Source organism: Tsuneonella mangrovi (genome assembly GCF_002269345.1).
Classification (GTDB): domain Bacteria; phylum Pseudomonadota; class Alphaproteobacteria; order Sphingomonadales; family Sphingomonadaceae; genus Tsuneonella; species Tsuneonella mangrovi.
Window position 1 is genome coordinate 984752 of record NZ_CP022889.1, and the last position, 23962, is coordinate 1008713.

Annotated in this window: 22 protein-coding genes and 1 tRNA gene; 10 read left to right on the plus strand and 13 right to left on the minus strand. The window is 62.9% G+C overall.

Going from position 1 to position 23962, the window contains the following annotated elements; translation table 11 throughout:
- Window positions 1-3: 3 nt before the first annotated feature.
- Window positions 4-1029 (minus strand): helix-turn-helix transcriptional regulator, encoded by a 1026-nt coding sequence (locus CJO11_RS04925; protein WP_095011717.1) that lies wholly within the window; start codon window positions 1027-1029, stop codon window positions 4-6.
- Between the two features lie 86 nt (window positions 1030-1115).
- On the opposite strand from CJO11_RS04925, the gene cysD reads away from it, so the two are divergent.
- Genes cysD through CJO11_RS04945 form a run of 4 tightly spaced genes read left to right on the plus strand, consistent with a single transcriptional unit; the run spans window position 1116 to window position 5004 of the window.
- Window positions 1116-2030: a sulfate adenylyltransferase subunit CysD gene (gene cysD, locus CJO11_RS04930; RefSeq protein ID WP_095011718.1), complete on the plus strand. Its 915-nt coding sequence runs from the start codon at window positions 1116-1118 to the stop codon at window positions 2028-2030.
- The gene (gene cysN, locus CJO11_RS04935; RefSeq protein WP_095011719.1) at window positions 2030-3940 is read left to right on the plus strand and encodes a sulfate adenylyltransferase subunit CysN; all 1911 of its coding nucleotides are present in this window, start codon (window positions 2030-2032) and stop codon (window positions 3938-3940) included. The genes cysD and cysN overlap by 1 nt, the downstream gene beginning before the upstream one ends.
- A gap of 27 nt (window positions 3941-3967) precedes the next feature.
- A complete protein-coding gene (locus tag CJO11_RS04940) occupies window positions 3968-4261 on the plus strand; it encodes a DUF2061 domain-containing protein (protein WP_095011720.1) in 294 nt (97 codons plus the stop codon).
- Window positions 4258-5004 (plus strand): 3'(2'),5'-bisphosphate nucleotidase CysQ, encoded by a 747-nt coding sequence (locus CJO11_RS04945; RefSeq protein ID WP_169829136.1) that lies wholly within the window; start codon window positions 4258-4260, stop codon window positions 5002-5004. Before CJO11_RS04940 ends, CJO11_RS04945 begins: the two co-directional genes overlap by 4 nt.
- A gap of 7 nt (window positions 5005-5011) precedes the next feature.
- Here the strand turns inward: CJO11_RS04945 and CJO11_RS04950 are convergent, their stop codons facing one another.
- Window positions 5012-5569, minus strand: coding sequence for a winged helix-turn-helix transcriptional regulator (locus CJO11_RS04950; protein ID WP_095011721.1), 558 nt, complete (start codon window positions 5567-5569; stop codon window positions 5012-5014).
- Window positions 5570-5725: 156 nt separating this feature from the next.
- Here CJO11_RS04950 and CJO11_RS04955 point away from each other — a divergent pair, with 156 nt between their 5' ends.
- Entirely contained in the window at window positions 5726-6058 is a 333-nt protein-coding gene (locus CJO11_RS04955; protein ID WP_150124976.1) for a CC_3452 family protein, read from the plus strand.
- An 83-nt stretch (window positions 6059-6141) separates the two neighbouring features.
- Here the strand turns inward: CJO11_RS04955 and CJO11_RS04960 are convergent, their stop codons facing one another.
- The 3 genes from CJO11_RS04960 to galE all read right to left on the minus strand — a co-directional run bounded on the left by CJO11_RS04960 (window position 6142) and on the right by galE (window position 8056).
- Window positions 6142-6765 (minus strand): HAD family hydrolase, encoded by a 624-nt coding sequence (locus CJO11_RS04960; RefSeq protein WP_095011723.1) that lies wholly within the window; start codon window positions 6763-6765, stop codon window positions 6142-6144.
- A 72-nt stretch (window positions 6766-6837) separates the two neighbouring features.
- Window positions 6838-6963, minus strand: coding sequence for a type B 50S ribosomal protein L36 (gene ykgO / locus CJO11_RS04965; RefSeq protein ID WP_050599643.1), 126 nt, complete (start codon window positions 6961-6963; stop codon window positions 6838-6840).
- 88 nt (window positions 6964-7051) lie between these two features.
- The gene (galE, locus tag CJO11_RS04970) at window positions 7052-8056 is read right to left on the minus strand and encodes a UDP-glucose 4-epimerase GalE (RefSeq protein ID WP_095011724.1); all 1005 of its coding nucleotides are present in this window, start codon (window positions 8054-8056) and stop codon (window positions 7052-7054) included.
- A 113-nt stretch (window positions 8057-8169) separates the two neighbouring features.
- Here galE and CJO11_RS04975 point away from each other — a divergent pair, with 113 nt between their 5' ends.
- Both CJO11_RS04975 and CJO11_RS04980 read left to right on the plus strand, forming a co-directional pair.
- Window positions 8170-8781, plus strand: coding sequence for a DUF4136 domain-containing protein (locus CJO11_RS04975; RefSeq protein WP_095011725.1), 612 nt, complete (start codon window positions 8170-8172; stop codon window positions 8779-8781).
- A complete protein-coding gene (locus CJO11_RS04980) occupies window positions 8778-9935 on the plus strand; it encodes a M14 family metallopeptidase (RefSeq protein ID WP_095011726.1) in 1158 nt (385 codons plus the stop codon). Before CJO11_RS04975 ends, CJO11_RS04980 begins: the two co-directional genes overlap by 4 nt.
- 39 nt (window positions 9936-9974) lie before the next feature.
- On the opposite strand, the gene CJO11_RS04985 is transcribed toward CJO11_RS04980, so the two are convergent.
- On the minus strand, window positions 9975-10703 hold the full coding sequence (locus CJO11_RS04985) for a hypothetical protein (protein WP_095011727.1): 729 nt from the start codon (window positions 10701-10703) through the stop codon (window positions 9975-9977).
- 157 nt (window positions 10704-10860) lie between these two features.
- Between CJO11_RS04985 and CJO11_RS04990 the strand changes: the two genes are divergently transcribed.
- Window positions 10861-11601 (plus strand): hypothetical protein, encoded by a 741-nt coding sequence (locus CJO11_RS04990; RefSeq protein WP_150124977.1) that lies wholly within the window; start codon window positions 10861-10863, stop codon window positions 11599-11601.
- Window positions 11602-11700: 99 nt separating this feature from the next.
- On the opposite strand, the gene CJO11_RS04995 is transcribed toward CJO11_RS04990, so the two are convergent.
- A tRNA-Arg gene (locus CJO11_RS04995) sits at window positions 11701-11777 on the minus strand.
- A gap of 60 nt (window positions 11778-11837) precedes the next feature.
- Here CJO11_RS04995 and CJO11_RS05000 point away from each other — a divergent pair.
- Entirely contained in the window at window positions 11838-12578 is a 741-nt protein-coding gene (locus tag CJO11_RS05000) for a queuosine precursor transporter (protein WP_095011729.1), read from the plus strand.
- A gap of 77 nt (window positions 12579-12655) precedes the next feature.
- Here CJO11_RS05000 and CJO11_RS05005 read toward each other — a convergent pair whose 3' ends face one another.
- A complete protein-coding gene (locus CJO11_RS05005; protein WP_095011730.1) occupies window positions 12656-15667 on the minus strand; it encodes a TonB-dependent receptor in 3012 nt (1003 codons plus the stop codon).
- 428 nt (window positions 15668-16095) lie between these two features.
- Here CJO11_RS05005 and CJO11_RS05010 point away from each other — a divergent pair, with 428 nt between their 5' ends.
- A complete protein-coding gene (locus tag CJO11_RS05010; protein ID WP_095011731.1) occupies window positions 16096-17010 on the plus strand; it encodes a sulfotransferase domain-containing protein in 915 nt (304 codons plus the stop codon).
- A gap of 22 nt (window positions 17011-17032) precedes the next feature.
- Here CJO11_RS05010 and CJO11_RS05015 read toward each other — a convergent pair whose 3' ends face one another.
- The 5 genes from CJO11_RS05015 to edd all read right to left on the minus strand — a co-directional run bounded on the left by CJO11_RS05015 (window position 17033) and on the right by edd (window position 23959).
- Window positions 17033-17707: a response regulator transcription factor gene (locus tag CJO11_RS05015; RefSeq protein ID WP_095011732.1), complete on the minus strand. Its 675-nt coding sequence runs from the start codon at window positions 17705-17707 to the stop codon at window positions 17033-17035.
- Between the two features lie 93 nt (window positions 17708-17800).
- Complete coding sequence (locus CJO11_RS05020) at window positions 17801-20572, minus strand: phosphoenolpyruvate carboxylase (RefSeq protein WP_095011733.1); 2772 nt, start codon at window positions 20570-20572, stop codon at window positions 17801-17803.
- Window positions 20569-21186, minus strand: coding sequence for a bifunctional 4-hydroxy-2-oxoglutarate aldolase/2-dehydro-3-deoxy-phosphogluconate aldolase (gene eda / locus CJO11_RS05025; protein ID WP_095011734.1), 618 nt, complete (start codon window positions 21184-21186; stop codon window positions 20569-20571). The genes CJO11_RS05020 and eda overlap by 4 nt, the downstream gene beginning before the upstream one ends.
- Window positions 21183-22157, minus strand: coding sequence for a glucokinase (gene glk / locus CJO11_RS05030; protein ID WP_095011735.1), 975 nt, complete (start codon window positions 22155-22157; stop codon window positions 21183-21185). Before glk ends, eda begins: the two co-directional genes overlap by 4 nt.
- A complete protein-coding gene (gene edd / locus CJO11_RS05035) occupies window positions 22154-23959 on the minus strand; it encodes a phosphogluconate dehydratase (protein WP_095011736.1) in 1806 nt (601 codons plus the stop codon). Before edd ends, glk begins: the two co-directional genes overlap by 4 nt.
- Window positions 23960-23962: the final 3 nt, after the last annotated feature.

Genomic DNA, 23962 nt, shown 5'->3' on the forward strand with positions numbered 1-23962 from the left:
GTCCTAGGCCAGCGCGAGCACCCCGGTGAGGATATGGCGCACGAGGTCCGCTTGCCCGCGCGCGCCGGTCTTTGCATAGATTTTCTTCGAATAGTTGCGCGCGGTTTCAACGGTCAGATGATGTTCGGCAGCGGCTTCCTTGATCGACAGGCCTTGCGCCATCGACCACGCCAATCGCGCTTCACTAGGGGTCAGGTTGAACAGGCTCACGAGTTGCTCGTGCCGGTCAGACAGCGAAGAACGGTCGCCGCGCAGGTAGACCGCCGCCACCGGTGCCGATCCGCCTGCCAATGGCCGCACGCGCAGCGGCGCGACAAGGATATCGACCCACGGATCGTGGCTGAGGTTTATCGCCTGGGGGCGCGCATCGGGATCGGCGGCGAATGCGCGCACGAGCGCCATCAACGGGCGATCTGCCTGCGGAGCGGCGGGTACGAGTCGGTCGTAGGCACCGCGTCGCAGGAGGCCCGAGCTGCGCAGCACCTCTTCCGCCTGGGCGTCGCAATCAACGATCCGACCCTTGGCGTCGAGCGAGATCGAACCGAAATTCATCCGTCGCATCGCTTCGGCGCTGAGGATAGTGCGCGCCCGCTCACGCTCGATGGCGGCAAACGCCCGCAGCGCCACGCGCAAGTGCGGCGCAAGTGCAGAAAGAAGCGCCGACGCCGGCGCGCCGGGATCTCGAGTACCGCCAACCGCAAGCCACGCCTCCAGCCCCCCTGGCTCGCTTACCCGGATCGCGCGAAGGCCTGCGATAGTGCCCAGTCCCGCAAGTTCGAGATCACCCAGCGCATAGGTCCGCCCTTCGCGCATCAGCCTTGCCGTTTCACTCGACAAGAACGCGCCGAGCGCGCCCTCGCCGAAAACCAAAACTCCGCCTTCGCCCTCTCCCCGGATGACCAGCGCCGCGCAGTCTGCCCCGGCTTCCTTGCCAAGGCGATCGAGGAAGGTGCGCCACATCGGCTGTTCGAACAGCCCTTCGTGTAGCGGCACGAGCAGTTCGGTATCTCCGGGCGAGGGAATTCGCATATTGCCGTCATAATACCTCCCATTTGGGAGGTCCAGTATCGATCCAACCCTGTCACACGCCCCGGCTCAGAGAGGACAGACCAGGCATGAGCGAACCCCTCACCCATCTCCAGCGCCTCGAGGCCGAGGCGATCCACATCATCCGTGAAGTCGCCGCCGAAGCGAGCAAGCCGGTGATGCTCTATTCGGTGGGCAAGGACAGCGCGGTGATGCTGCACCTAGCGCGCAAGGCGTTCTTCCCCTCCCCGCCACCCTTTCCGCTGCTCCACGTCGATACGACGTGGAAATTCCAGGCGATGTACGAGCTGCGCGACCGGATGGCTCAGGAAGCCGGGATGGACCTGCTGGTCTACCAGAACCCCGAGGCCAAGGAACGCGGGATCAATCCGTTCGACCACGGCCCGCTACACACCGACATGTGGAAGACCGAGGGGCTGAAACAGGCGCTCGACAAGTACGGCTTCGACGCCGCGTTTGGCGGCGCCCGGCGCGACGAGGAGAAGAGCCGCGCAAAGGAGCGCGTGTTCAGCTTCCGCACCGCCAGCCACGGGTGGGATCCGAAGAACCAGCGGCCCGAACTGTGGAACCTCTACAACGCGCGCAAGAACAAGGGTGAGAGCATCCGGGTCTTCCCGATCTCGAACTGGACCGAGCTCGACGTGTGGCAATACATCCAGCTCGAAAAGATCGATATCGTCCCACTCTATTTCGCTGAACTGCGCCCGACCTTCGAGCATGAGGGCCAGCTGCTGATGGCCGACGATATCGAGCGGTTGGAGAAGGTGATGGGATATCGCCCCGAGATTACCGAACGCTCGATCCGCTTCCGCACGCTGGGCTGTTTCCCGCTCACCGGTGCGGTGGAAAGCGAAGCATCTACTTTGTCCGAAGTGATCCAGGAGACGCTGCTCACCACTACCAGCGAGCGGCAAGGCCGGGTGATCGACAAGGATGCCGACGGCGCGGGCATGGAAGTCAAGAAGCAGCAGGGGTATTTCTGATGAGCGACCAGATCTACCAGACCGACGCGCTGATCGCCGAGGATATCGACACCTACCTCGCGACCCACCAGCACAAGACGATGCTGCGGTTCATCACTTGCGGCAGCGTCGATGACGGCAAGTCCACCCTGATCGGACGGCTGCTCTACGACAGCAAGATGATCTTCGAAGACCAGCTCGACGCGCTGTCGAACGATTCGAAAAAGCAAGGCACGCAGGGGCAGGAACTCGACTTCGCGCTGCTGGTCGATGGGCTCGCTGCCGAGCGCGAGCAGGGCATTACGATCGACGTCGCATATCGCTTCTTCAACACCGAGAAACGCAAGTTCATCGTCGCCGACTGCCCCGGGCACGAGCAGTACACCCGCAACATGGTTACCGGCGCATCGACCGCCGACCTCGCGGTGATTCTGGTCGACGCGCGCAAAGGGGTGCTGGTGCAGACCCGCCGCCATTCGTATCTCTGCCACCTGCTGGGCATTCGCAACATCGTGCTGGCAGTGAACAAGATGGACCTGGTGGACTACGACCAGTCCACTTTCGAACACATCGTCGCCGATTATCGCAAGTTCGCGCGAGACATCGGCATCGAAGCGTTTACGGCGATCCCGATTTCGGGCTTCAAGGGCGACAACATCACGTCGGCTCCAAGCGAAAACACCCCTTGGTACAAGGGGCCCAGCCTCGTCGAACACCTCGAGAGCGTGGAGGTTCGCTCGGCGGTCGACGCCGACAAGCAATTCCGCATGCCGGTGCAGTGGGTCAACCGCCCCAATCTCGATTTCCGCGGGTTCTCCGGGCTGATCGCGACCGGCGTGGTGCGACCGGGCGATGCGGTGAGGGTGCTGCCCTCGGGCAAGACTAGCAACGTCAAGTCGATCGTCACGATGGATGGCGAACTCGACCATGCGCAAGCGGGCCAGTCGGTGACGCTTACGTTCGCGGACGAGATCGACTGCTCACGCGGAGACGTGATCGCCACCGCCGACGCGCCCCCCGAGTCCGCCGACCAGTTCGAAGCGACATTGGTTTGGATGGCCGACGAAGCGCTGCAGGTCGGCCGGGCCTATTGGCTCAAGCTCGGCACGCAGACAGTCTCGGCGACGGTCCAGCAACCCAAGTACGAGATCAACGTCAACACGATGGACCAGCTCGCGGCCAAGACGCTCGAGCTCAATGCCATCGGGGTTGCGGAAGTGACCACCGACAAGCCGATCGTGTTCGAACCATTTGCAGACAGCCGCGCGCTGGGCGGGTTCATCCTGATCGACAAGATCACCAACGCCACTGTTGCAGCCGGGATGCTCCATTTCAGCCTCCGGCGCGCGCAGAACGTGCACTGGCAAGCGACCGACATCGGCCGCGAGCATCATGCGAGCCTCAAGAACCAGGCACCGCGGGTGCTGTGGTTCACCGGGCTCTCCGGCTCGGGCAAGTCGACCATCGCCAACGAAGTTGAAAAGAAGCTGGCGATGATGAACCGCCACACCTTCCTGCTCGACGGCGACAACGTGCGCCACGGGCTCAACAAGGATCTCGGGTTCACCGAGGCCGACCGGATCGAGAACATTCGCCGGATCGGCGAGGTTGCCAAGCTCATGGCCGACGCCGGCCTGATCGTGCTCACCGCGTTCATAAGCCCGTTCCGCGCCGAGCGGCAGATGGTCCGCGAGATGCTACCCGAAGGCGAATTCGTCGAGATCTTCGTCGATACCCCGCTCGAAGTTGCCGAAGCGCGCGACGTCAAGGGGCTCTACAAGAAGGCCCGCAGCGGTAAGCTCAAGAACTTCACCGGGATCGATAGCCCCTACGAGGCACCCGAAAACCCCGATATCGTGGTCAACACGGTCGAGATGAGCGCCGAAGAAGCAGCCGACCATATCGTCCGCCAGTTGCTGCCGCTCAAGTAGCGCACAGCGGTCGGGGGAACACGGACGATGTTGCTGTTCAATGGGCCTGAGCGGCACTCGCGCTCGCTCGTCAAGGCGATCAGCTGGCGCGCGCTCGGCAGCATCGATACGTTCGTGCTGAGCCTGCTGTTCACCCACAACGCCAAGGCGGCAGGGGCGATCGCCGGCACCGAAGTGGTGACCAAGATGGTGCTCTACTACTTCCACGAGCGCGCGTGGCTTCGCATCGGGTGGGGCAGGTTCGCCGAAACGGGTCTGGACACGGCGGATACAGGCGGGCAACCGGTTGCCACGCAACCGCGCGAAGAGGATTACGCATGACCGCCGCGATGACCGACGCCGAACTGGCCGCCGACCTGGCCGAAGTCGCCGGACGCATCCTGCTCGAAGTGCGTGGCTCGGGGATGTTCGCGGGCAAGGCGCTGGGCAAGGCAGGCGACCAGACCGCCAACCAGTTTCTCGTCCATGCCCTGCGCGAGCAGCGGCCCGATGACGGGTTGCTTTCGGAAGAGAGCAAGGACACGCAAGAGCGGCTCGGCAAATCGCGCGTGTGGATCGTCGACCCGGTCGACGGCACCCGCGAATACGGCGAAGAGCGAGCCGACTGGGCCGTCCATGTCGGGCTGGCTATCGACGGCGTGGCGACGATCGGCGCTGTGGCGCTGCCCGGCGCTGACGCTGTGCTGCGCACCGACGAGCTGGTATCGGTGCCGCCTGCGCCGGATACCTTGCGGATGGTCGTCAGCCGTACCCGTCCGGCCAAGGAGGCGGTAGCGGTCGCCGAAAAGCTCGGCGCGGTATTGCTGCCGATGGGCAGCGCGGGAGCCAAGGCGATGGCTATCGTGCGCGGCGAGGCGGACATCTACCTGCACTCGGGCGGACAATACGAATGGGACAGCTGCGCCCCGGTCGCGGTAGCGCTGGCGCACGGGCTGCATTGCTCGCGGATCGATGGCAGCCCGCTGGTCTACAACCAGGCCGATACCTATATGCCGGACCTGCTGATCTGCAGGCCCGAACACGCGCAGTTCGTTCTGCGCGAAGTGGCGGAAATCGAAAGCTAGCGCGCGATCAGCGAACAGCCGCCAGGTGCGGCGCGCGGCCATCGCCGCTTTCGCGACGCACGCGATCGAAACCTGCCGACAGTTCCGCCACTGTGCCGTCAGCCCGCTTTCCGACGTCGGCGGCAGCGACAAACCGCAAATCCTTGCCGGTCAGCAAACGCCCGTCGTGCGCAACGATCGCGATCGGGCTGATCGGCAGCCGATCCTGCTCGTCAACCAGCACCGGATCCTCGACCACGTCTGCGCCGTAGCGCTGGCCCCATTGGCGCAAGGCGATCATCGCGGGCAACAGGTCCATCCCCTTGGCGGTCAGGCGATATTCGATCCGACGGCGATCGTCCGCGCATGGCTGGCGATCGAGGATGCCGTGACCCACCAGCCGGGCGAGCCGGTTGGAGAGGATATTGCGCGCGATCCCCAGCTCGGTGAGGAACTCCTCGAAGTGGTGCAGCCCGTTGAAACTGGCGCGCAGAATCATGAACGACCAGCGTTCTCCCATGACTTCAAGAGCTTCCGGAAGCCCGCAAGCGGTCAGTTCGTTCAGAGGTTCGCGAATGTCGCCCATTTCTTTCTCGCTTTCAGGTCCTCTCTACCCCCTTTCCGCACTGTCACAAAAGCGAAACTAAGTTTCCTATTGCAACTGAAGTGCGAATCAGTTAGGTAGCAATTCGCAACCAGTATCGAATCACAACTGGTATTGGCAAGTCGAAAGGACAGTACCATGACCCTCTCCCTCCCCGCCGCCACCCGGCCACTCGCAATGATTGCTGCTCTCGGCTGGACCGTGCTCAGCTTCGGCGCAGCGCTTTCCCCCGCGCATGCCGCGCAGGGCCCTTACTACCAGGCCCAGCTCGCCGCACCGGCAGCCAAGGCAAGCTACATCTCGAGCAACCTCGCGTGGTCGTGTGCCGATACGAGCTGCGTCGCCGGCCGCGGCACCAGCCGCCCGGAAATCATCTGCGGCCACCTCGCGCGCGAAGTCGGTGACATCACCGCCTTCGTCGCCAACGGCAAGGCACTCGATGCCGATCAACTGGCCAAGTGCAACGGCTAGCAAGTTCCCGAACCGTCCCTCCTCTCCGGTAACAGGACGGTATTACTGGGCCCTCGGCGCGACCCGCCGGGGGCCCATTTTTTTTACAGCAGGCCGAACCGGGAAAGGTCCTCGACCAACGCATCGTGTCCATCGAAGTGATGGACCTGCCAGCCTAGCGCCGCCGCAGCATCGGTATTGGCCTTGTTGTCGTCCACGAACAGCATTGCGCCGGGATCACGGCCGAACCGGTCAGCGGCAAGCGCGAAGATCGCCGGATCGGGCTTCACCAGCTTCTCCCGGCCCGACACGACTACGTCGCGCATATGCCGCAACGGCGCAAAGGCCGGAGCGAACTGCTCCCAAAACTCGGCTCCGAAATTGGTGATCGCATACAGCGGCACGCCGCGCACCGCGAGCGCATCGACCAGTTGCGGCATTCCCGGAACCGGACCGGGGATCGTCTCGACGAACCGCGTCGCATAAGCATCGATCAGGTGTGCATGGTCGGGAAATTCGGCCTTGCGGGCAGGCACCATTTCGCTGAGGGATACCCCCGCATCGTGCTGGAAGTGCCATTGTTCGGTGACGACATTGGCGAGAAACCAGTCGAGTTCCGCCGGATCGTCGATCAGCTTGGCGAACAGCGCGCGCATGTCCCACTGGACAAGCACTCGGCCGATATCGAACACCACCGCTTCGACCGGCCGATCACCTGCGTCAGACATGCAAAAAGCCCCCGCTTTCGCAGGGGCTCCCGGTTGTATCATCGCCGCGACCGAATCGCGGCGCGAGCGTCATCAGCCCTGGCGCGCCTTGAAGCGGCGGTTGGTCTTGTTGATGACATAGGTCCGCCCACGGCGACGAATCACGCGGCAATCGCGGTGACGGCCCTTGAGCGACTTGAGGCTGTTGCGGATCTTCATGGTTCAGGCTTTCAAAAAGTTCGGCACCGGAGGCGGGCCCCGATGCCGCAAAATCAAGCCGCGCCACTAAGGGCGACGCGCCGCCAAGTCAACCGTTGCCGCGGATTTCGCCGAGCTTTCGCTCCCACGCGAGCGCATGCGCCACGATCGTATCGAGATCGGCGTATTTCGGCTCCCACGGCAGGGTGCGGCGAATCAACGAAGGATCGCTGACCAGCATCCCCGGATCGCCCGCCCGGCGCGGCTCCATTCGCCGATCGATCGTCATGTTGGTCACCCGGTCCACCGCGTCAAGCACCTCGAGAACCGAAAATCCGCGGCCATAGCCACAGTTCATCGTCAGCGAACGCTCGGGTTCCGCCACCAGCGCTTCGAGCGCCAGGACGTGCGCGGCAGCGAGGTCGGATACGTGGATATAGTCGCGTACCCCGGTGCCGTCGGGCGTGTCGTAGTCGGTGCCGAACACCGCGACATGATCGCGCTTGCCCAACGCCGCTTCCACAGCGACCTTGATCAGGTGCGTCGCCCCGGCGGTCGACTGGCCGCTGCGCGCCTGCGGATCGGCGCCGGCGACGTTGAAATAGCGTAGCGCGCAGTAGTTGAGCGGATGGGCGAAAGCAGTGTCGGCCAGCATCCGCTCGGTCATCAGTTTCGACCAGCCGTAGGGATTGATCGGCACGGTCGGCGTTTGCTCGGTGACCGTTTCGGTCGCGGGCATCCCGTAAGTCGCCGCGGTCGAACTGAAGATCATGTGCGGCACGCCCGCGCCCACCAGCGATGCGATCAGCGCACGGCTGCGCGCGGTATTGTTGTCGTAGTACTTGAGCGGGTTCTCGACCGATTCGGGCACGATGATCGAACCCGCGAAATGCATCACCGCGCGGATGTCCTGCTCGGCCACGATGCGGGCGACCAGATCGCCGTCGGCAATGTCGCCTTCGTAGAACGGCACGCTGTCCGGCACAGCGAAGCGAAAACCGGTCACCAGATTGTCGATCACTGCAACCGGATAACCCGCATCGCGCAGCGCGAGCACGGCATGGCTGCCAATATACCCGGCACCGCCGGTCACGAGTACGGGAAACTTGCTCATATCTGCGGCCTCTAGCAGTCGTTCGCACAAGGGTGGTTAACGCGCATCATTCAGCGCGTCGACAGAAGCGCTCGCCTATTCCATAGTGGCATCCAAGGGGAAAGGTATTCGCCATGCGAGGAAAGTTCGCTGCAGTCGCCGCCGCCGCGCTGGCGCTATCGCCGATTGCCGCGTCGCCAGCCCATGCGGGCAACGTTGAAGTCTCTCGCTTCCACACGCCCGAATCGATGGCGAACGCCCAGCCCGGCCCGATCGCTCTGGTTATGGGGCCGAGTTTCAAAGGTAGCGAACTGGAAGGACAGGCGTGGCTCGATGCGGTCGGTGCCGCAATGACCAAGCAGGGCTTCACCGTCGACCCGACCGCTTCGCGGGTCGCCGAAGTCTCGCTCGAGCAGCAGGTCGTTGCCGACAATGCTCCGCGCACGCGCAGCGGGGTCAGCGTCGGGGTCGGTACGGGCAGCGGCTACTACGGAGGCAGCGGGGTGAGTGTCGGCGTTGGGCTCGGCTTCCTGTTCGGCAAGAAGAAGCCGCGCGGAAGACTGGCCACGACGCTCGAGGTCACGCTCAAGGACGAGCACGGCAACCACCTGTGGGAAGGCCGCGCCCAGGCCGACCTGAAATTGAGCTCGAAAGATGCCCAACCCGCACGGCTTGCGCCTGAAATGGCCGATGCGCTCTTCAAAGACTTCCCAGGCGAGTCTGGAGCGACTATCGGGGCGCGATGATTGCACCTGATACTACCTCACCCGCCATCCGCATCGATAGCCAGTTCGACAGCGGCAACATAGAAATCCTCGAGATCGACGGCGCGACTGCCCGCCTGGCCGTGCCTCACGACCACATGAGCGAGTTTCGCCAGTGGTTCCATTTCCGCGTCTCGGGCGCGGCCGGGCGCGAATTGGTGCTCAAGATCGTCGATCTGGAATCTTCGGCCTACCCCCAGGGCTGGCCCGGATACCGTGCCTGCGTGAGCGAAGACCGCGATTTCTGGGGCCGCGCCGACACCAGCTACGACAAGGCAACCGAAGGCGGGACGCTGACGATCCGCTACACTCCCGCGAGCGATATCGTGTGGTTCGCTTATTTCGCGCCTTATTCGATGGAGCGGCACCACGACCTTGTCTCCGAGGCCGCCGCAAGCGAAGGCGTATCGTGCCGCACGCTCGGCACTACGCTCGACGGTCAGCCGCTCGACTGTCTCGAATTCGGCGATGGCGAGACGCAGGTCTGGCTCTACGCCCGCCAGCACCCCGGCGAATCGATGGCCGAATGGTGGATGGAAGGCGCACTCGAGTGCCTGACCGATCCGACCGATCCGGTCGCCCGCGCATTGCGCCAGCGGTGCGCGTTCCACGTCGTGCCCAACTGCAACCCCGACGGCAGCCGCCGCGGGCACCTGAGGACCAACGCGGTCGGCTCCAACCTCAACCGCGAATGGGACACGCCGACCTCCGAAAAGTCGCCTGAAGTGCTCGCGATTCGGGGCGCGATGGACGCGACCGGCGTCGACTTCGCGATGGACGTCCACGGCGACGAAGCGATCCCGGCGGTGTTCCTCGCCGGGTTCGAAGGCATCCCTAGCTGGACCGACGCGCAAGGCGAGAAGTTCTACCGCTATCGCTCGATCCTCGAGCGGCGCACACCCGACTTCCAGACCGCCAAGGGCTACCCGGTGTCGAAACCCGGCACCGCGAACCTCTCGATGAGCACCAACCAGGTCGCGGAGCGTTTCGGTGCCTGCGCGATGACGCTGGAAATGCCGTTCAAGGACAACGACGACCTGCCCGATCCCGAGCAGGGCTGGAGCCCGGAACGCTGCAAGATGCTCGCCCGTGACTGCATGGCGAGCCTGCTCGAGTGGCTGGACGCTTCGTCCTAGCTTGTACGATCTGCGGACCGCTCGGATTCGGGAGTGGTTTTAACAGTCGAGACGAGAAGGCCCCGCTGGCCAATCGGCCGGCAGGTCTTGGACGCAAGACCCATAGTGGGACCTAGCATCGGACATGAACATTTTCACGCGATCCGCGTCCGGCTTGCCAATCGCCTTGAGGTACCCAAAATTGATCTGGGCCGACTGGAACATCAATGCATCTTCGCTTCGAAGTGCTTCGATCGCACCGAGCAATCGATCGGCCTCTGCGTCTGAAATCGGCCCGCCGATGCGTCGGAACGCCCGAAGTCGCGCGCCATCCACTGCTTCCTCGAAGTTGTTCTTTTGCATGATCGGCATCGAAAGATAGGCGGCGCGAAAGCGGTCGAACCTTCCCGGCGACATATGTGAAGAAACGTCCGACGCATTGGCCGAGTCGAGCGCAAGTTGGTCATAGGTCCTGATCGGAACCCAATATCGATCGATCAGGCGAGCGATGTCTTCGCGGCTTTTTCGAGCTTCGACAGCGGTGCGTATCGAATCGAGAGCGCCAACGACGCAAGGGTGGATAACCGCTCTCTGGTAGATCTGCGGCTCATCGTCCCACAGCAACTCATGTTCCATCGAAGCTTCTGCGACTTCGACTTCGTGCCGCCAATGCCAGCTCTCGACCGCCTGCTCGAGAGCGAGCGCGGTGAGAACACCAAGCACAATGATGCCATATTCCTTGAGGAACTCGCGCCAATTGTGAAACGGCTTGGGCTTGTGGATTTCCATGTAACCTGATCCTCAAATCCGCGTCGAGCGTATCAGATGATCCAACATTCGCAATTGGATCGTTAGCTGACATGCGGCTCGGCGATTGCGAGAACTTGTTCTGCGATGCTAGGATGTTCGCAGGTCGTGGCTTTGCTTGAGGAAGGCAATGGTTACTTTGACCGAAGAGCGGCTCTCGGCTTCCCCGCGTGCACCACGCAACCAGTTCTTTGCCCGTGCGGCATTAGTGATGCTTGGGTGCGTACTTATTAGTTTCCCGATGACGTATTACGCGCCGGTCATTGCCGGATCGAGGCATTGGCCGCTTATCGTGCATATCCACGGCTTGTTCTTTTTCAGCTGGATGTTTCTTTATGCCTGGCAGACCCGGTTGGCAGCAACAGGCCGAGTAAGCGCTCATCGCGAATTGGGGCTGGCGGGCGTTGCCCTGTCGGCGATCATGATCCCCCTGGCAGTGTCAGTGGTAGTCGTTCAGGTTCACAGGATGACTGCCAATGGGACAAGCGCCCCTTTATGGCTCCCGATACTCAACCTCATGGCGATTGCGACCTTCGCCGGCTTGATGATCGCATCGATTGCCAGCGTGACCCGGCACAAGGAATGGCACCGGCGATTCACATATGCCGCCGCTTTGGTGCTGGTCCAGTTTGCGGGATCGCGATTGTTCTCGATGATTGTGCCACCCGGACCGGACAGGGCCTATTTTATCCTTCTGGTACCCGACCTCGTTTTCCTGGGCGCCCTGTTTCTTCACGACCGCCGCACACTTGGCCATGTCCATCCGGCGACAAAATGGATCGCGGCGACAGTGGTCCCGCTGAATTTGCTGGGACCGACGATCGCCCAGAGCATAGCATCTACCGGCATGGTGCCCGCCATCCTTCATTTGTCCGGCTGAAGCAGCGAACCAAGAGCATATTGTCCGCTGACCGGTTGGAGCAAGGTTCGGCGGAGAAGCGCAATCAAGCGGCTGCTCCCTGCGGACCTGGCCGGTTGATGGCGCGCCCGGCAGGACTCGAACCTGCAACTCCAAGCTTAGAAGGCTCGTGCTCTATCCAGTTGAACTACGGGCGCGCGCTGGGTGAGGCGCATAGCGTGCTTTTCGCGAGGCGCAAATCGCGATAACCGGTGCGAATGGACGAGAACCTCACCCGCGTCGAAGGCGCCGCAGTCGCGCCGCGACACTTTCGCTACTACGACTTCATCATGGCGGCGTTCGTCGCCATCCTGCTGCTGTCGAACATAATCGGGGCATCGAAGCCGAGCTACGTGACGCTGTCCGGCGGCACCGAATGGTCGTTCGGCGCAGGCGTGCTGTTCTTCCCGATCAGCTACATCATCGGCGACGTGCTGACCGAAGTATACGGCTATGCCCGGGCCCGGCGGGTGATCTGGACCGGGTTTGCCGCGCTGGTGTTCATGGCGTTCATGGCGTGGGTCGTGGTCAGCCTGCCGCCCGCCAAGGGATGGCCCGGCCAGGATGCCTACGAGTTCGTGTTCGGCAATTCATGGCGGATCGTGCTTGCGTCGATGACCGCTTTCTGGGCGGGCGAGTTCGCCAACAGTTTCGTGCTCGCAAAAATGAAGGTCTGGACAGGCGGCAAGATGCTGTGGACCCGCACGATCGGTTCGACGATCGTAGGCCAAGGGCTCGATAGCGTGATCTTTTATCCGCTGGCGTTCTATGGCCTGGCGGGATGGCCGCCCGAACAGCTGATGGAAGTCGTGCTGTCGCAGTGGTTCATCAAAACATCGTGGGAAGCGCTGCTGACGCCCGTGACCTACGTTGTAGTGAACTTCCTCAAGCGGCGAGAAGGGGTCGATGTGTTCGATACCGAAACCGACTTTTCCCCGTTCGGTCATAGCAAGGGTTAATCGGCGAGCTTGCCCAAAACGGAAAGGGCCGGACCTTGCGGTCCGGCCCTCTCGCCCTCCTCAAACTCGCGCTGGCTTCAGAACTTGAAGCCTGCCGCTACGCCGTAGCGACGCGGATCGAGCGTGAAGATGTTGGTGAAGTTACCCGACGACTGGTCGGTCACATAGAGACCCGTGATAGCGTTCACGTTGCCCAGGTTCTGGACGTAGGCCTTGATGTACCAACGCTTGTCCGGCCCGTCGAGTTGCACCTGTGCATTGACCTGCGTGTAGCTGGGAATGCGGTTGATGTAGCCGTTGAAAATGCTGCCGTAGGAAGTCCCAGTCATCATGACATCGACACGTGGGGTGAAGGTCAGGTCACCTACCGGGAATTCGTACTGTGCACCTGCGGCAACCTTGAAGTTAGGTGCGCCGGGCAATTGGTTGCCCCTGATATTCACCGGGATACCCGAAGTATAGACAGTAATCCCGTTTGGATCGAACAGGTTGCCAGCCACCGCAGCCACGTTCTGAAGGACGCTGCAGACGCTGAAAGCACCAGTCGAGGCGATGCCGCCACCGGACGGGAACGAGGTCGTCCCCTGCAACCCGGTACCCGGATTGATCAGGTAGGAACCCGGGTTTGCAGGATCGGGAATACCCGGATTGATAACATTGGCGTTAACGTAGTTCACGAACGCGTTGGAGCCGGCGGCATTGCCCGCGGAATTCGGGGCGACGGCACAGTTCGCGGCGTTGGTGATATCCTTGATGATGACCGCATCCGAGCGACCACCGCCGAAGTCACGTGGATTGGACAGGTATTTGTCCTGCGAAACCTCAGTGTGTAGGTAGCTCATCGTCAGGTTGACGGTCATCTGACGGACGGGCTTGGCAATCGCCTCGGCCTCGATACCGTAAATGTTCGCGCTGACGTTGTCGTTCACCGAGGTACGCGCGACAATACGAGACAGCTGCAGATCCTTGTACTTGTAGTAAAAGGCCGTGAGGTTCAGCGTCAGCGGGCCGAACTGGTTCTTCGAACCAATTTCGAAGGCGTTGACGTATTCCGGAGTGAATGTCTCAGGCACCGCGAAAATCGGCGACAGCGGCGGGTTGATACCGCCCGACTTGTAGCCACGCGAATACGATGCGTAGAGCAGGTTGTCCGGGGTGATCTGCCAATCGAGCACCGCCCGACCCGTGACCGCGCTAAATGTCGCGTTGCGGATATCGTATTCCTGAGCCCCTGCCATACCGACATCGTAATCGAGCGCCGAATATCCATAGGCATCGGTGATCGAGCTCGATCCGATTGGCACCAGCACGCTTGCGCCTTGCGAATCCACCCACAGGCTCGTGCGCGCCTTCACATACTTCTTGTCATGGTTGTAGCGGGCGCCGAGCGTGAGCTTGAGGTTGTCGGCAAGCTGGAAATAGCCCTCACCGAAAATCCCGTAACTATTCAGAGTGAAGGCAGAGGTGTTGTTGCGATAGAATGGCGTCGCGAGGAACGAAGGCGCGAGACCCGCACCTGCCGCACCAAGCGTACCTGCTACGCCTGAGAAATAGTCGAGTCCGAACGTGTCGACATAATAGTCGCCATCCCTGACTTTGACCTTCGCATAGATGCCACCAAGCAGGAAGTTGAACATCCCGTCCCAATCGGAATCGACGATCCCTTCAGCGCTCCAGCTGCTGTTGAACTGGACCGAGCGGTCGAACGTCAGCGGCACATCGGAGCAAACCGATTTGCCGCCGTAGACGCCAACCCCGTTCGGATCGGGTGCAGAGGTGCAAAGCGGGCCGGTCGGTCCGCTTGGCATCAGGGCATTGGCCACCGGTGCAAGATAGGCAGCATAGCCGGGCCCGAACGCGCCGTTCGCGCCGGCATACAAGTAGTTGAGGCCCGATTGCATCGTGGCGCGATCCTGGATCGCATTCCAATAGTCCTGTTCGGAATCGACCCGAACCCGCTCGTAGTTGCCCGACAGCTGCAGGTTAAGACCGTTGCCCAGTTCCTGCTTGAGCTGGCCGGTCACGATCCATTCGTCGGTGAAATACTGTGGCGTGAACGCCGTGTAGACCTGACGAGGATCGGTCGGGTTGATCGAGTTGTGATAGACGTCGTTGGTCCCGTAAATGCTGCCGAGTGCCAGCACGTCGGGAATGCCATTGAGCCTGAAAAACTCTTGGGACGCAAAGATCGAACCCAACGTATTGTTGCCGTTGGTCGTATCGTGGGCACGGCTGCCCGAAAGGCATCCCAAGACACCGGTAGGATCACGCTGACACAGCTGCTTCTGAATACGCATACGCGTGTCGCGCTCGTGGAAATACTGCGCCATCAAGTCGACGGTAGTGCTCGAAGTCGGCTCCCACCGCAGCGACCCGCGGAACGCATACATGTCGCGACCGTCGATCCGCGTGTTGTTGTACAGGTTCTCGGTCAGACCATCGCGGCGGTTGTAATATCCGGCGAAGCGCACCCCTAGGGTATCGCTGAGCGGGATGTTCAGCATCCCCTTGCCCTTGAACATGTTGTAGTTGCCGTATTCGACCTCGCCGGATGCAGCGAGCCCGGTCAAGTCGGGCTTGGCGGCGATAATATCGACCACGCCGGAAGTCGCGTTACGACCGAACAGAGTGCCCTGCGGACCGCGCAGAACCTGGATCTGGCCGACGTCGAAAAACTCGCTCTCGAACAGGCGGGTGCCGAACAGCGGAGTATCGTTGAACGCGATGGCGGTGGCCGCATCGCACGTGATGCCAACGCAAAGATCACCGATGCCGCGGATGGTAAAGCTCGATCCGCTGAAGTTCGTCTTCGTGAAAGTGACGTTCGGAAGCGAGAGTTGCAGGTCGCTGGTGGTCTTGATCTGCTTTTCCGCGAGGGCTTCGCTGCTGAATGCGCTCACCGCGATCGGAACCGTCTGGAGGGCCTGCGCACGGCGCTGGGCGGTCACGATGATCACCGGCTCGCCATTCGCGGCAGCCGACTGCGCGCTGGTGCTGGCCTGGGAGGTGTCCGTGGTATCCTGAGCAAAAGCCGGGAAGGCAGTAGCTGTAGCGCAGATTCCCGCAAGCAGGGCGAATTTGGCCCTCATAGTTCCTCTCCTTGTTACGCGAGCCGTCTCGACGCGGCTTCATCCGTTTGCAGAAACTAAGGCAACAGCACGATCTAGGGCAAGAGCCTGATTGGTTACGAAAGAAAATTACCGCGCCTGCCGATCCAGCAAACCGATGGTTACGTTACGGAATGCAGCGGTTTGCTTGCTGTTGTATGATTGCAACAAACTTCCAATAATCCGCCAGAACACGATCATGGCAGAGCCGCAGGACCAAATTTCGCGGCAGGAGTTCGCCCGACTGGCTTGGCAGCCTAGACGAATCCGGCCGATTGGCCCGAGCTTGTGATGATCACTGGAAATCTGCGATCATCAATCGTAGCGATTGATGGTCCAGTGGAGCCCAGCGGTCAAACGGCACACCATTGGGCAGCAGGGTCCGATCCAGCCAAGAGGTGACCTCGACTATGGAAGCAGAAGCGCAACACTCCGGCCCGCCGTTTATCCAGCCCGGGATCCAGCAGTTGATCAAATGGCGCGACGGCGATGTCGTCGTCTCGGTTCCGCCCAAGAGCGGGACGACCTGGACGATGAATATCGTCCACCAGCTGCTGACCGGAGGCACAGCGGACTTTCGCGACATCTACGAAGAAGTTCCGTGGATCGAGCTACTCAACTACCCCGGCGAAACGTTCGAGCAAGTCGCTTCGAGGGTCGACGCGATGCCGCACGGTGTGAGGCGGGGTTTCAAATCCCACTCAGCGCCGCCTGCACTGCCCTACCTCGCTGCCGGAAGCGATCCGAAGGTCAAATACGTCGTCGTATTCCGCAATCCGGAAGAAGCGATGGTCTCGTTCTGGCCGTTCATGGCCAAGCATTCCGACGAGTGGTTCAACCTTTGGGGGATTCCGCCCGGCGCAATGACGCGACCCGATTTTCCCAGCTTCTTTGCCGACTTCATCGAGCCGCAGCTAGCGCAGGATACCCGCTTCTTCGGGTTTCTCGAGGCCTGGTGGCCACTTCGCAACAACGACAATGTGATGTTCATCCACTTTGCCGACATGAAGCGCGACCACGAAGGATCGATCCGCAAGATCGCCAAGTTCCTCGAAGTCGAGCCGAGCGAAGAGCAGTGGCCGAAAATTCTCGAATACACTTCGTTCGCGTGGATGAAGGCGCACGAGGACAAATTCGAAGCGATCCATGCGGCCAGAGTGCCGGTTCTCTCGCGCGGGGCGATGATCCGGCAGGGAAAGGCGGGCAAGGCAAAATCCGACGGAATGACAGACGAGATTGCGCAAAAGGTGCGCGCCGCTGGCACGGCAATCTGCTCCGATCCAGCTGCATTGGAGTGGTTCTACAACGGCGGCGAATGTCCTTGATCGCGGTGCGAAAGGCCGCGCGCTACGGCGCGTCGAACGCATAACCTATCGAGCGAACCGTGCGCAGCGGATTGCCTGCCCCGGCACCCTTGAGCGCGCGGCGCAAACGGCCGACCCATACGTCCACCGTGCGCTCATCGATCACCGGTTCCTGCTTGCCTAATCCTGCGATGATTTCCTCGCGGGCCATCACCCGGTCGGGATTTTCGGCGAAAAACCGAAGCAAGCGAAACTCATTGGGCCGCAGGTCGATCAGATTGCCGTCCCAGCGCGCCTGCAATGCTGCAAGATCGATTGTCAACGCGCCGAGCTGGAGCGTGCTCGCCACGGTCGGATGACGGTGATGCGCCTGCACCGCCAGCACTCGGTCGAGAATCATGGTCCGGTCGACCGGCCCGACAATGTAGTCATCCGCACCGGCTCGCAGCGCGCGGCGCCTGTCCTCAGGATCGTCTTCTTCGAGCACCATCGTCACATGGGCATCGGACAACCGCGCATCGGCACGAAGGCGGCGACACATCTCGAGCCCCGCAAGGTCTTCCAGAACCCAGTCGACAAAGATGCGCGCCGGCCCTTCGACCAGCCGTTTCGGTCCGTCCGCGCCGAGCCGGGCAAAGGTGAAGCGGACCCCGTCATGCTCGAAGTCCGACATTGCCTCGGCTGCCGTGCTGGTCGTGAAGATATTGACGACATCCATGCGGTGCAAACCTCCCAGGTTCGCCCCTCGATTGCCGCGCCAATGTGACTTGTTCGTGACGAATGTTACGCCGCGCCCGACGCGGGTTTGCGCCTAGCCGTGCGCACCGAACTGGTTGGCGATTGCCGCGCTGATCCGCAGGTTCAAAGCGTGCGCGGCTTCGATCGGATCGATGTAGTCGCGGTGGATCGCGCTGTAGCCTTCATTCTCTCCGTCGGGGTAATCGCTCGCCTCGTCCACATTGTAGTCGGACAGGGTGGCAACCTGCGCCGGATAGGCGCGCCGGAGCTGCGCCAGCGCGTCCTCCACCCGCAGCGAGAATACCATCTCCAGCACGTCGTCGCGGCTGATGTCGTTCGCCCGCGCGAACGCCGGGATGCTTACCGCCTTGAGGAACATGTGTTGCAGCAGCGCCAGTCGCAGCGCCTGCAGCACGCCGATCTCGCGGCGAACGTGCTCGCGCCCTTCCATCGGCGCATCGTCCGGCACCTGGCTCAGCAAGCGGTGGAGCTTCAGCGCATCGACCCTGAGGCGCGAAGCCAGGCGGCGGAACACGCCGTTGCGATCGTCCTTGGTGAGATAGCTCGCCAGTGCCTCGCACGCCGGGGCGAGCGCGGTTTCGGTCCCGCGATAGGTCCGGCTGGCCCAATAGGCCGAATTGAAAAGTTCGCCGTAGGCGGCCACCGTCTTGATCGAAGCGAGTGCGTTGGCCGCGCGCACCAGCCGCACCATCTGACGTCCGCGCGGGCTGGCAGCGAGCAATGCGCCGAGGTCTTCGTAATTGCCCTCCGCCGCACTGCCGAAACCGGAGATCACGTTTACCGGATAGCCGAGTTGCTGGAGGATCGCGTTGTGCGGGATCGCGCGGATCTGCCGCAGGCTCATGTCGCGATCGGCGGAGAGGTCCGACTGGCGGCGACTTTTGCGGCTGCCGGTCTCGTTGAGCATACCCAGCCCGAACGCAGTGATCGCCCGGCTGTAGGTCTTGCTCTCAAGATGTTCGCGCTGGTTGTCCTTGATCGCGCGGTAGAAATCGAGGCTGAGGTCGGTCCGGCGATAGAACGGATCGGCCGCGACATCGGCGTCGGTTTCCGCCGGGCGCAGTGCAGCGATCCGCGTCAGCGTCGCCAACGCCAGTTCCGACGTCATGAAGAACATGTAGCCGTCGCCGCCCTGGAAGCTGACCTCAGGCTCCAACCGGATTCCTGCGCGCACGAACCGACGCCGAGCCCACGGGCTAAGCGGCCATTCAAGCCTGTCGGCCATGCTCGACGGGTGTGCGCCGCGGCCCATGCTTTCGCCGTGGGTGTCGAAGATCAACGCGGCAACGTCGGCCAGACCGTTAGCCTCCATCGCGTTTGCCAGCCGCCCTTGGAGACGCTCTATGGCAAGGCTTGCGGGAATCTGGCCGACGAACCGGCCAGCATCGGAAAAGCCGGTCTGGATACACACCCGCCCGCGCGAGCGCGCATAGTCGGCATACGCCTCCTCGCGCAGCAGAGCGTCCAAGAACCGACCGCCGTGCTCGAGCGCGCTCTCGGTTTCGAACAGCGGCGATACGTCGACCTTGTCGGCGATCCCGAACAACCTGGCGAAATAGAGTGCGGCGAGCACAGTCGCGGGCTGTTCGCACTCGGCGATCAGCATCCGGATCGGTGCATCGGCATCGACGTGGTGGAGTATCTGCGCCATCGCGAGGAACTGGCGGATCGCGGTCGAGCTTTCGATCGCCAGCGCCGCGAAGTTCGACCGCAGCGGTTCGACCTCGGCCAGCATCTGCCTGAGAGTCGCGAGCGCGCCGCGGCTGGCGACTTCGATTTCGTGTCCTTCGGGCAAGCGGCGGCGGATCGCGTTGTGCAATTGGCTCGAATTCACCCGGAAGTGGATCCACCCCATGCCCAGCCCGTCGGCACGCATGGCGGCGGCCAATGTGCGGAGCGAGACCGCGCGGGTTCCTTCCGTATCACGCGCTTCGGCTTCGAGCGCATCGATGATCGGCGCGAGCGAGAGCAGCTTGTCCGGATCGCTAGCGGTCAAACGGTTTGCAGCAGCAGACAGCGCAGCTGGATCGGACAGCTCCCGCGCGAAATCGCCCGCCCGGGCGGCGGTGTAGGCCTGCGCCTTGCAAAGCGTATCGAGCAGCAGATGGGCGGGATCGATTTCCGCGAGCGAAGCTGCGTAGCGTTCGAGCCGTTCGGCCTTTTCCTGCAGCCGGAACCCTACCGATGTGTGCCACTTGATGTCGGTCCGCCCGTCCATATCGTAGCCGACCCACGTCGCCAGCCGGAACGGTAGCGCATCGAGTTCGTGCCAGCGATCAGGCCACATCGCCTGCGCATGGCCGAGCAACTGCCTCACGATCGTATCGCGCGCGCCTTGCGCATTGGCCATCGCCCGCATCGCCCGCCCATGCTCGTAGGGCAGCGTGATCTCGGGCCGTTCGGAAGCAGGAGGACATGCGCTCTCGTCGATCGCGTCAGTTCGGCTTGCCGCGCGAGCGACTGCATCCGACTGCGCCGGGGTCATCAGGAACGTCGGGTGTGCGGTGAACACCGCGTGGAGTTGCGGATGCTGCCAGCGCGCGGCGAACGCATCGAAGTCCGCATCCTCGGCGATCATGTCCGCCAGCGCCGCGGGTGCGCTTGCCGGATCGACCAGCCGCCGCAGCCGTGCAGCGCGACTCTGCAAGGCGTCGCATTCGAGTTCGCTGACCAGTCCGGCTACGTCGTCGAGCGAGATTTCACCTGCTTCGAGCCGCCGCGACAGATCGAGCGAAAGCTGGAATACCGGGTTGTAGAGCGGGGTCTGCGCGGTGAGCTGGTGGAATTCCTGGAGGCGGGCGACAAGATCGGCGACCTTGGTCATCCGGCCAACCCCGCCGCTTGGCGTGCCAACACTTCGATTTTCGCCTTGTCAGGAGCGCCCTTGGGCGAGACCCAGCTACCGCCGACGCACAGCACCGGATCGAACCCAAGCCATTCGGCGGCATTGTTCAGCCCGATCCCGCCGGTGGGGCAGAAGCGGCACTGGCCGAAGGGGGCCGCCAGCGCCTTCAGCGCAGGCAAGCCGCCCGCTGCCATCGCCGGGAAGAACTTGAAGTGCGTGAGGCCCATATCGAGCCCGCGCATGATGTCGCCCGCGTTGGCGATCCCCGGAAGGAACGGCACGCCGGACGCGACCGCCGCCTTGCCCAGCGGTTCTGTCAGGCCAGGCGAGACGATGAATTCGCTACCCGCTGACAGCGCTGCATTGAGTTGCTGGGCGTTGGTCACAGTTCCCGCACCGACGATTGCGCCGTCGACCGCCTTCATCGCTTTGATCGCCTCGAGCGCAACCGGGGTCCGCATGGTCACTTCGAGCACTCGCAGCCCGCCTGCGACGAGAGCCTCGGCCAGCGGCACGGCATGGTCGATCTCGTCGACGACGATCACCGGGATCACCGGCGCGGTGCGCATGATCTGTTCGATGGCGGCGGTCATGCGTGCTCCGATGCGAAGGCGGCAGCAGCGCCGAACAGGCCCGGCTGCGGGTGGATGATCAGCTTGACGGGGATCGAGGCCATCAGTTCCTGGAACCGCCCCTTGTCCTTGAAGCGTTCGGCAAATCCCGACTTGAGCAGCGTCTCGCGGATTCGGTATCCGAGACCGCCCGCGATCACGACGCCGCCAAACCCGCCCTGCGCGAGCGCGATGTCGCCTGCGACACTGCCGAGCGACATGCAGAAACGATCGACCGCAGCGGCGGCAAGGCTGTCGCTGCCGTCCTGCCCGCGGGTCCAGATGGCGATGTCGTCTTCTTCCGCGACCGGCTTGCCCTCCATGGCGGCGAGCGTCTGGTAAATATCGGAAATCGCCGGGCCGGCGACCACGCGTTCGACCGAGACCCGCCGATGCCGCTTGCGCAACCGAGCAAGGATCGCATCGTCGATCTGGTCGAGCGGGGCGAAATCGATGTGCCCGCCCTCTGTCGCCGAGACGCGGTAGGCTCCGTCGGGCTCGCGATAGAGGTGCGCAACACCGAGTCCGGTTCCGGGCCCAAGCACGCTGAGGCGTCCGGTGGGAGCAAGCGGCTTGTCGGGGCCGGTCAGGTGGATGAACTGGTCCTCCCCCGCCCGCGCCACGGCGTGTGCAACGGCCTCGAAATCGTTGACCACTGTGTAGCGATCGCAACCGAGTTTTTCCGGGATCATTTTGGGCCGGATCACCCACGGGTTGTTGGTGAAGCGGATCACGTCGCCGCCGACCGGGCCGGCGATCGCCATCGCGACGTTGGTCGGCAGAGTGCCGCCCATGATCTTGCGATAGTCCTCCCACGCGGTCTGGAAGCTGGCGTGGTCGGCGGTGTGCAAGGTCTCGATCTCGCCAAGCTCGATCGTGCCATCGGCGCCGATCGTGGCGATCGTGAAGCGGGCGTGTGTGCCTCCGATATCGACGCTGACGACTTCGGTCATAGCCCAGCCAGTGCCAGCATCGAGCTGGCGCCTTTCTCCGCAGAATCGGCGTTGGCACGAAACATCGCGAACAGCTCGCGGCCCATCCCGTGCTCGTCTTCGGTTCCTTCAACCGGTTCACGCGACGCGAGGTCGGCGGTCGTCGAGAGCGTTCCGTCGCGCGCACACAGGCGCACCACGTCGCCATCGCGCAGGCGCGCCAGCGGGCCGCCACCAAGCGCTTCGGGCGTGCAGTGGATCGCCGCCGGGACCTTGCCGCTCGCCCCGCTCATGCGCCCGTCGGTGACGAGCGCGACGCGGTAGCCGCGGTCCTGCAATACGCCGAGAGGCGGGGTCAGCTTGTGCAGTTCGGGCATCCCGTTGGCACACGGCCCCTGGAACCGGACCACCACGACGACATCGCGATCGAGTTCGCCCTTGCTGAACGCTTCGGCCACGGCAACCTGCGTCTCGAACACCCGGCACGGCGCTTCGATGGTCCAGCGTTCGGGATCGACCGCGCTGGTCTTGAAGCACGCTCTGCCGAGGTTGCCTTCGACCAGCCGCATCCCGCCGTCGGCCTGGAACGGATCGCTCGCCGGGCGGAGCATTTCGGGGTCGCCGCTCTCGCTGACGTCACGCCATTCGAGCGTTGCGCCATCGAGCCACGGTTCACGGGCATAATCGGCAAGATCCTCGCCGCCGACTGTCACGATGTCGCGGTGGGCCAACCCTTCATCGAGCAATGTCCCGACAACGTAGCCCATCCCGCCAGCATCCTGGAAATGGTTCACGTCGCCCGAGCCATTGGGATAGACCCGCGTGACCAGCGGCACGACCGAGGACAGCTCGGCAATGTCGTTCCAGTCGATCGCGATCCCGGCAGCGCGTGCCATTGCCGGGATATGGATCGCGTGGTTGGTCGATCCCCCTGTCGCAAGCAGGCCTACGGCAGCGTTGACGATCGCCTTTTCGTCGATGCAGCGAGCGAACGAATAGTCCGGGTTGTCGGCGATTTCGGCCAGCCGGTGGACTGCCGCGCGGGTCAGTGCCTGGCGCAGCGGAGTGCCCGGCTGGACGAACGCAGCGCCGGGCATGTGCAGCCCCATCATCTCCATCATCATCTGGTTGGAGTTGGCGGTACCATAGAACGTGCAAGTGCCGGGCGAGTGGTAGCTCGCGCTTTCGCTGTCGAGCAGTTCGGCGCGGGTCGCCTTGCCCTCGGCATAGAGTTGGCGGATCTTCTGCTTCTGCTTGTTGGCGATCCCGCTCGGCATCGGGCCGCTGGGAATGAATATCGCCGGCAAGTGACCGAACCGCGCCGCGCCCATGAACAGGCCCGGCACGATCTTGTCGCAGATGCCGAGCAGGAACATCCCGTCGTACATCGCATGGCTCATCGCGACGGTGGTGCTGAGTGCGATCACGTCGCGGCTGAACAGCGACAGTTCCATCCCGTCCTGCCCCTGCGTCACACCGTCGCACATCGCCGGGGTGCCGCCGGCGACCTGCGCGGTCGCGCCCACTTCGCGCGCCCAAACTTTCATCTGCGGCGGGTAGGCGCCATACGGCTGGTGGGCCGAAAGCATATCGTTGTAGGCAGTAACGATCGCGAGGTTGGGCCCGCGATTGGTCTTGATTGCTTGCTGGTCTTCAAGCGCAGCGGCGAACCCATGCGCGAGGTTGGAGCACGACAGCGAATTGCGATCAGGTTGCCGCTCGCGCTCGCGGTCCATAAGGTCGAGGTAGCGGCGGCGGGTATCGCGGCTGTTGGCCACGATCCGCTCGGTCACGCGATGGACGGTGTCATTAAGCGTCGTCATCTC

Coding starts and splice junctions, on each gene's coding strand:
- CJO11_RS04925 (WP_095011717.1), bottom strand. CDS start 1,029: ATGCGAATTCCCTCGCCCGGAGATACCGAACTGCTCGTGCCGCTACAC.
- cysD (WP_095011718.1), top strand. CDS start 1,116: ATGAGCGAACCCCTCACCCATCTCCAGCGCCTCGAGGCCGAGGCGATC.
- cysN (WP_095011719.1), top strand. CDS start 2,030: ATGAGCGACCAGATCTACCAGACCGACGCGCTGATCGCCGAGGATATC.
- CJO11_RS04940 (WP_095011720.1), top strand. CDS start 3,968: ATGTTGCTGTTCAATGGGCCTGAGCGGCACTCGCGCTCGCTCGTCAAG.
- CJO11_RS04945 (WP_169829136.1), top strand. CDS start 4,258: ATGACCGCCGCGATGACCGACGCCGAACTGGCCGCCGACCTGGCCGAA.
- CJO11_RS04950 (WP_095011721.1), bottom strand. CDS start 5,569: ATGGGCGACATTCGCGAACCTCTGAACGAACTGACCGCTTGCGGGCTT.
- CJO11_RS04955 (WP_150124976.1), top strand. CDS start 5,726: ATGACCCTCTCCCTCCCCGCCGCCACCCGGCCACTCGCAATGATTGCT.
- CJO11_RS04960 (WP_095011723.1), bottom strand. CDS start 6,765: ATGTCTGACGCAGGTGATCGGCCGGTCGAAGCGGTGGTGTTCGATATC.
- ykgO (WP_050599643.1), bottom strand. CDS start 6,963: ATGAAGATCCGCAACAGCCTCAAGTCGCTCAAGGGCCGTCACCGCGAT.
- galE (WP_095011724.1), bottom strand. CDS start 8,056: ATGAGCAAGTTTCCCGTACTCGTGACCGGCGGTGCCGGGTATATTGGC.
- CJO11_RS04975 (WP_095011725.1), top strand. CDS start 8,170: ATGCGAGGAAAGTTCGCTGCAGTCGCCGCCGCCGCGCTGGCGCTATCG.
- CJO11_RS04980 (WP_095011726.1), top strand. CDS start 8,778: ATGATTGCACCTGATACTACCTCACCCGCCATCCGCATCGATAGCCAG.
- CJO11_RS04985 (WP_095011727.1), bottom strand. CDS start 10,703: ATGGAAATCCACAAGCCCAAGCCGTTTCACAATTGGCGCGAGTTCCTC.
- CJO11_RS05000 (WP_095011729.1), top strand. CDS start 11,838: ATGGACGAGAACCTCACCCGCGTCGAAGGCGCCGCAGTCGCGCCGCGA.
- CJO11_RS05005 (WP_095011730.1), bottom strand. CDS start 15,667: ATGAGGGCCAAATTCGCCCTGCTTGCGGGAATCTGCGCTACAGCTACT.
- CJO11_RS05010 (WP_095011731.1), top strand. CDS start 16,096: ATGGAAGCAGAAGCGCAACACTCCGGCCCGCCGTTTATCCAGCCCGGG.
- CJO11_RS05015 (WP_095011732.1), bottom strand. CDS start 17,707: ATGGATGTCGTCAATATCTTCACGACCAGCACGGCAGCCGAGGCAATG.
- CJO11_RS05020 (WP_095011733.1), bottom strand. CDS start 20,572: ATGACCAAGGTCGCCGATCTTGTCGCCCGCCTCCAGGAATTCCACCAG.
- eda (WP_095011734.1), bottom strand. CDS start 21,186: ATGACCGCCGCCATCGAACAGATCATGCGCACCGCGCCGGTGATCCCG.
- glk (WP_095011735.1), bottom strand. CDS start 22,157: ATGACCGAAGTCGTCAGCGTCGATATCGGAGGCACACACGCCCGCTTC.
- edd (WP_095011736.1), bottom strand. CDS start 23,959: ATGACGACGCTTAATGACACCGTCCATCGCGTGACCGAGCGGATCGTG.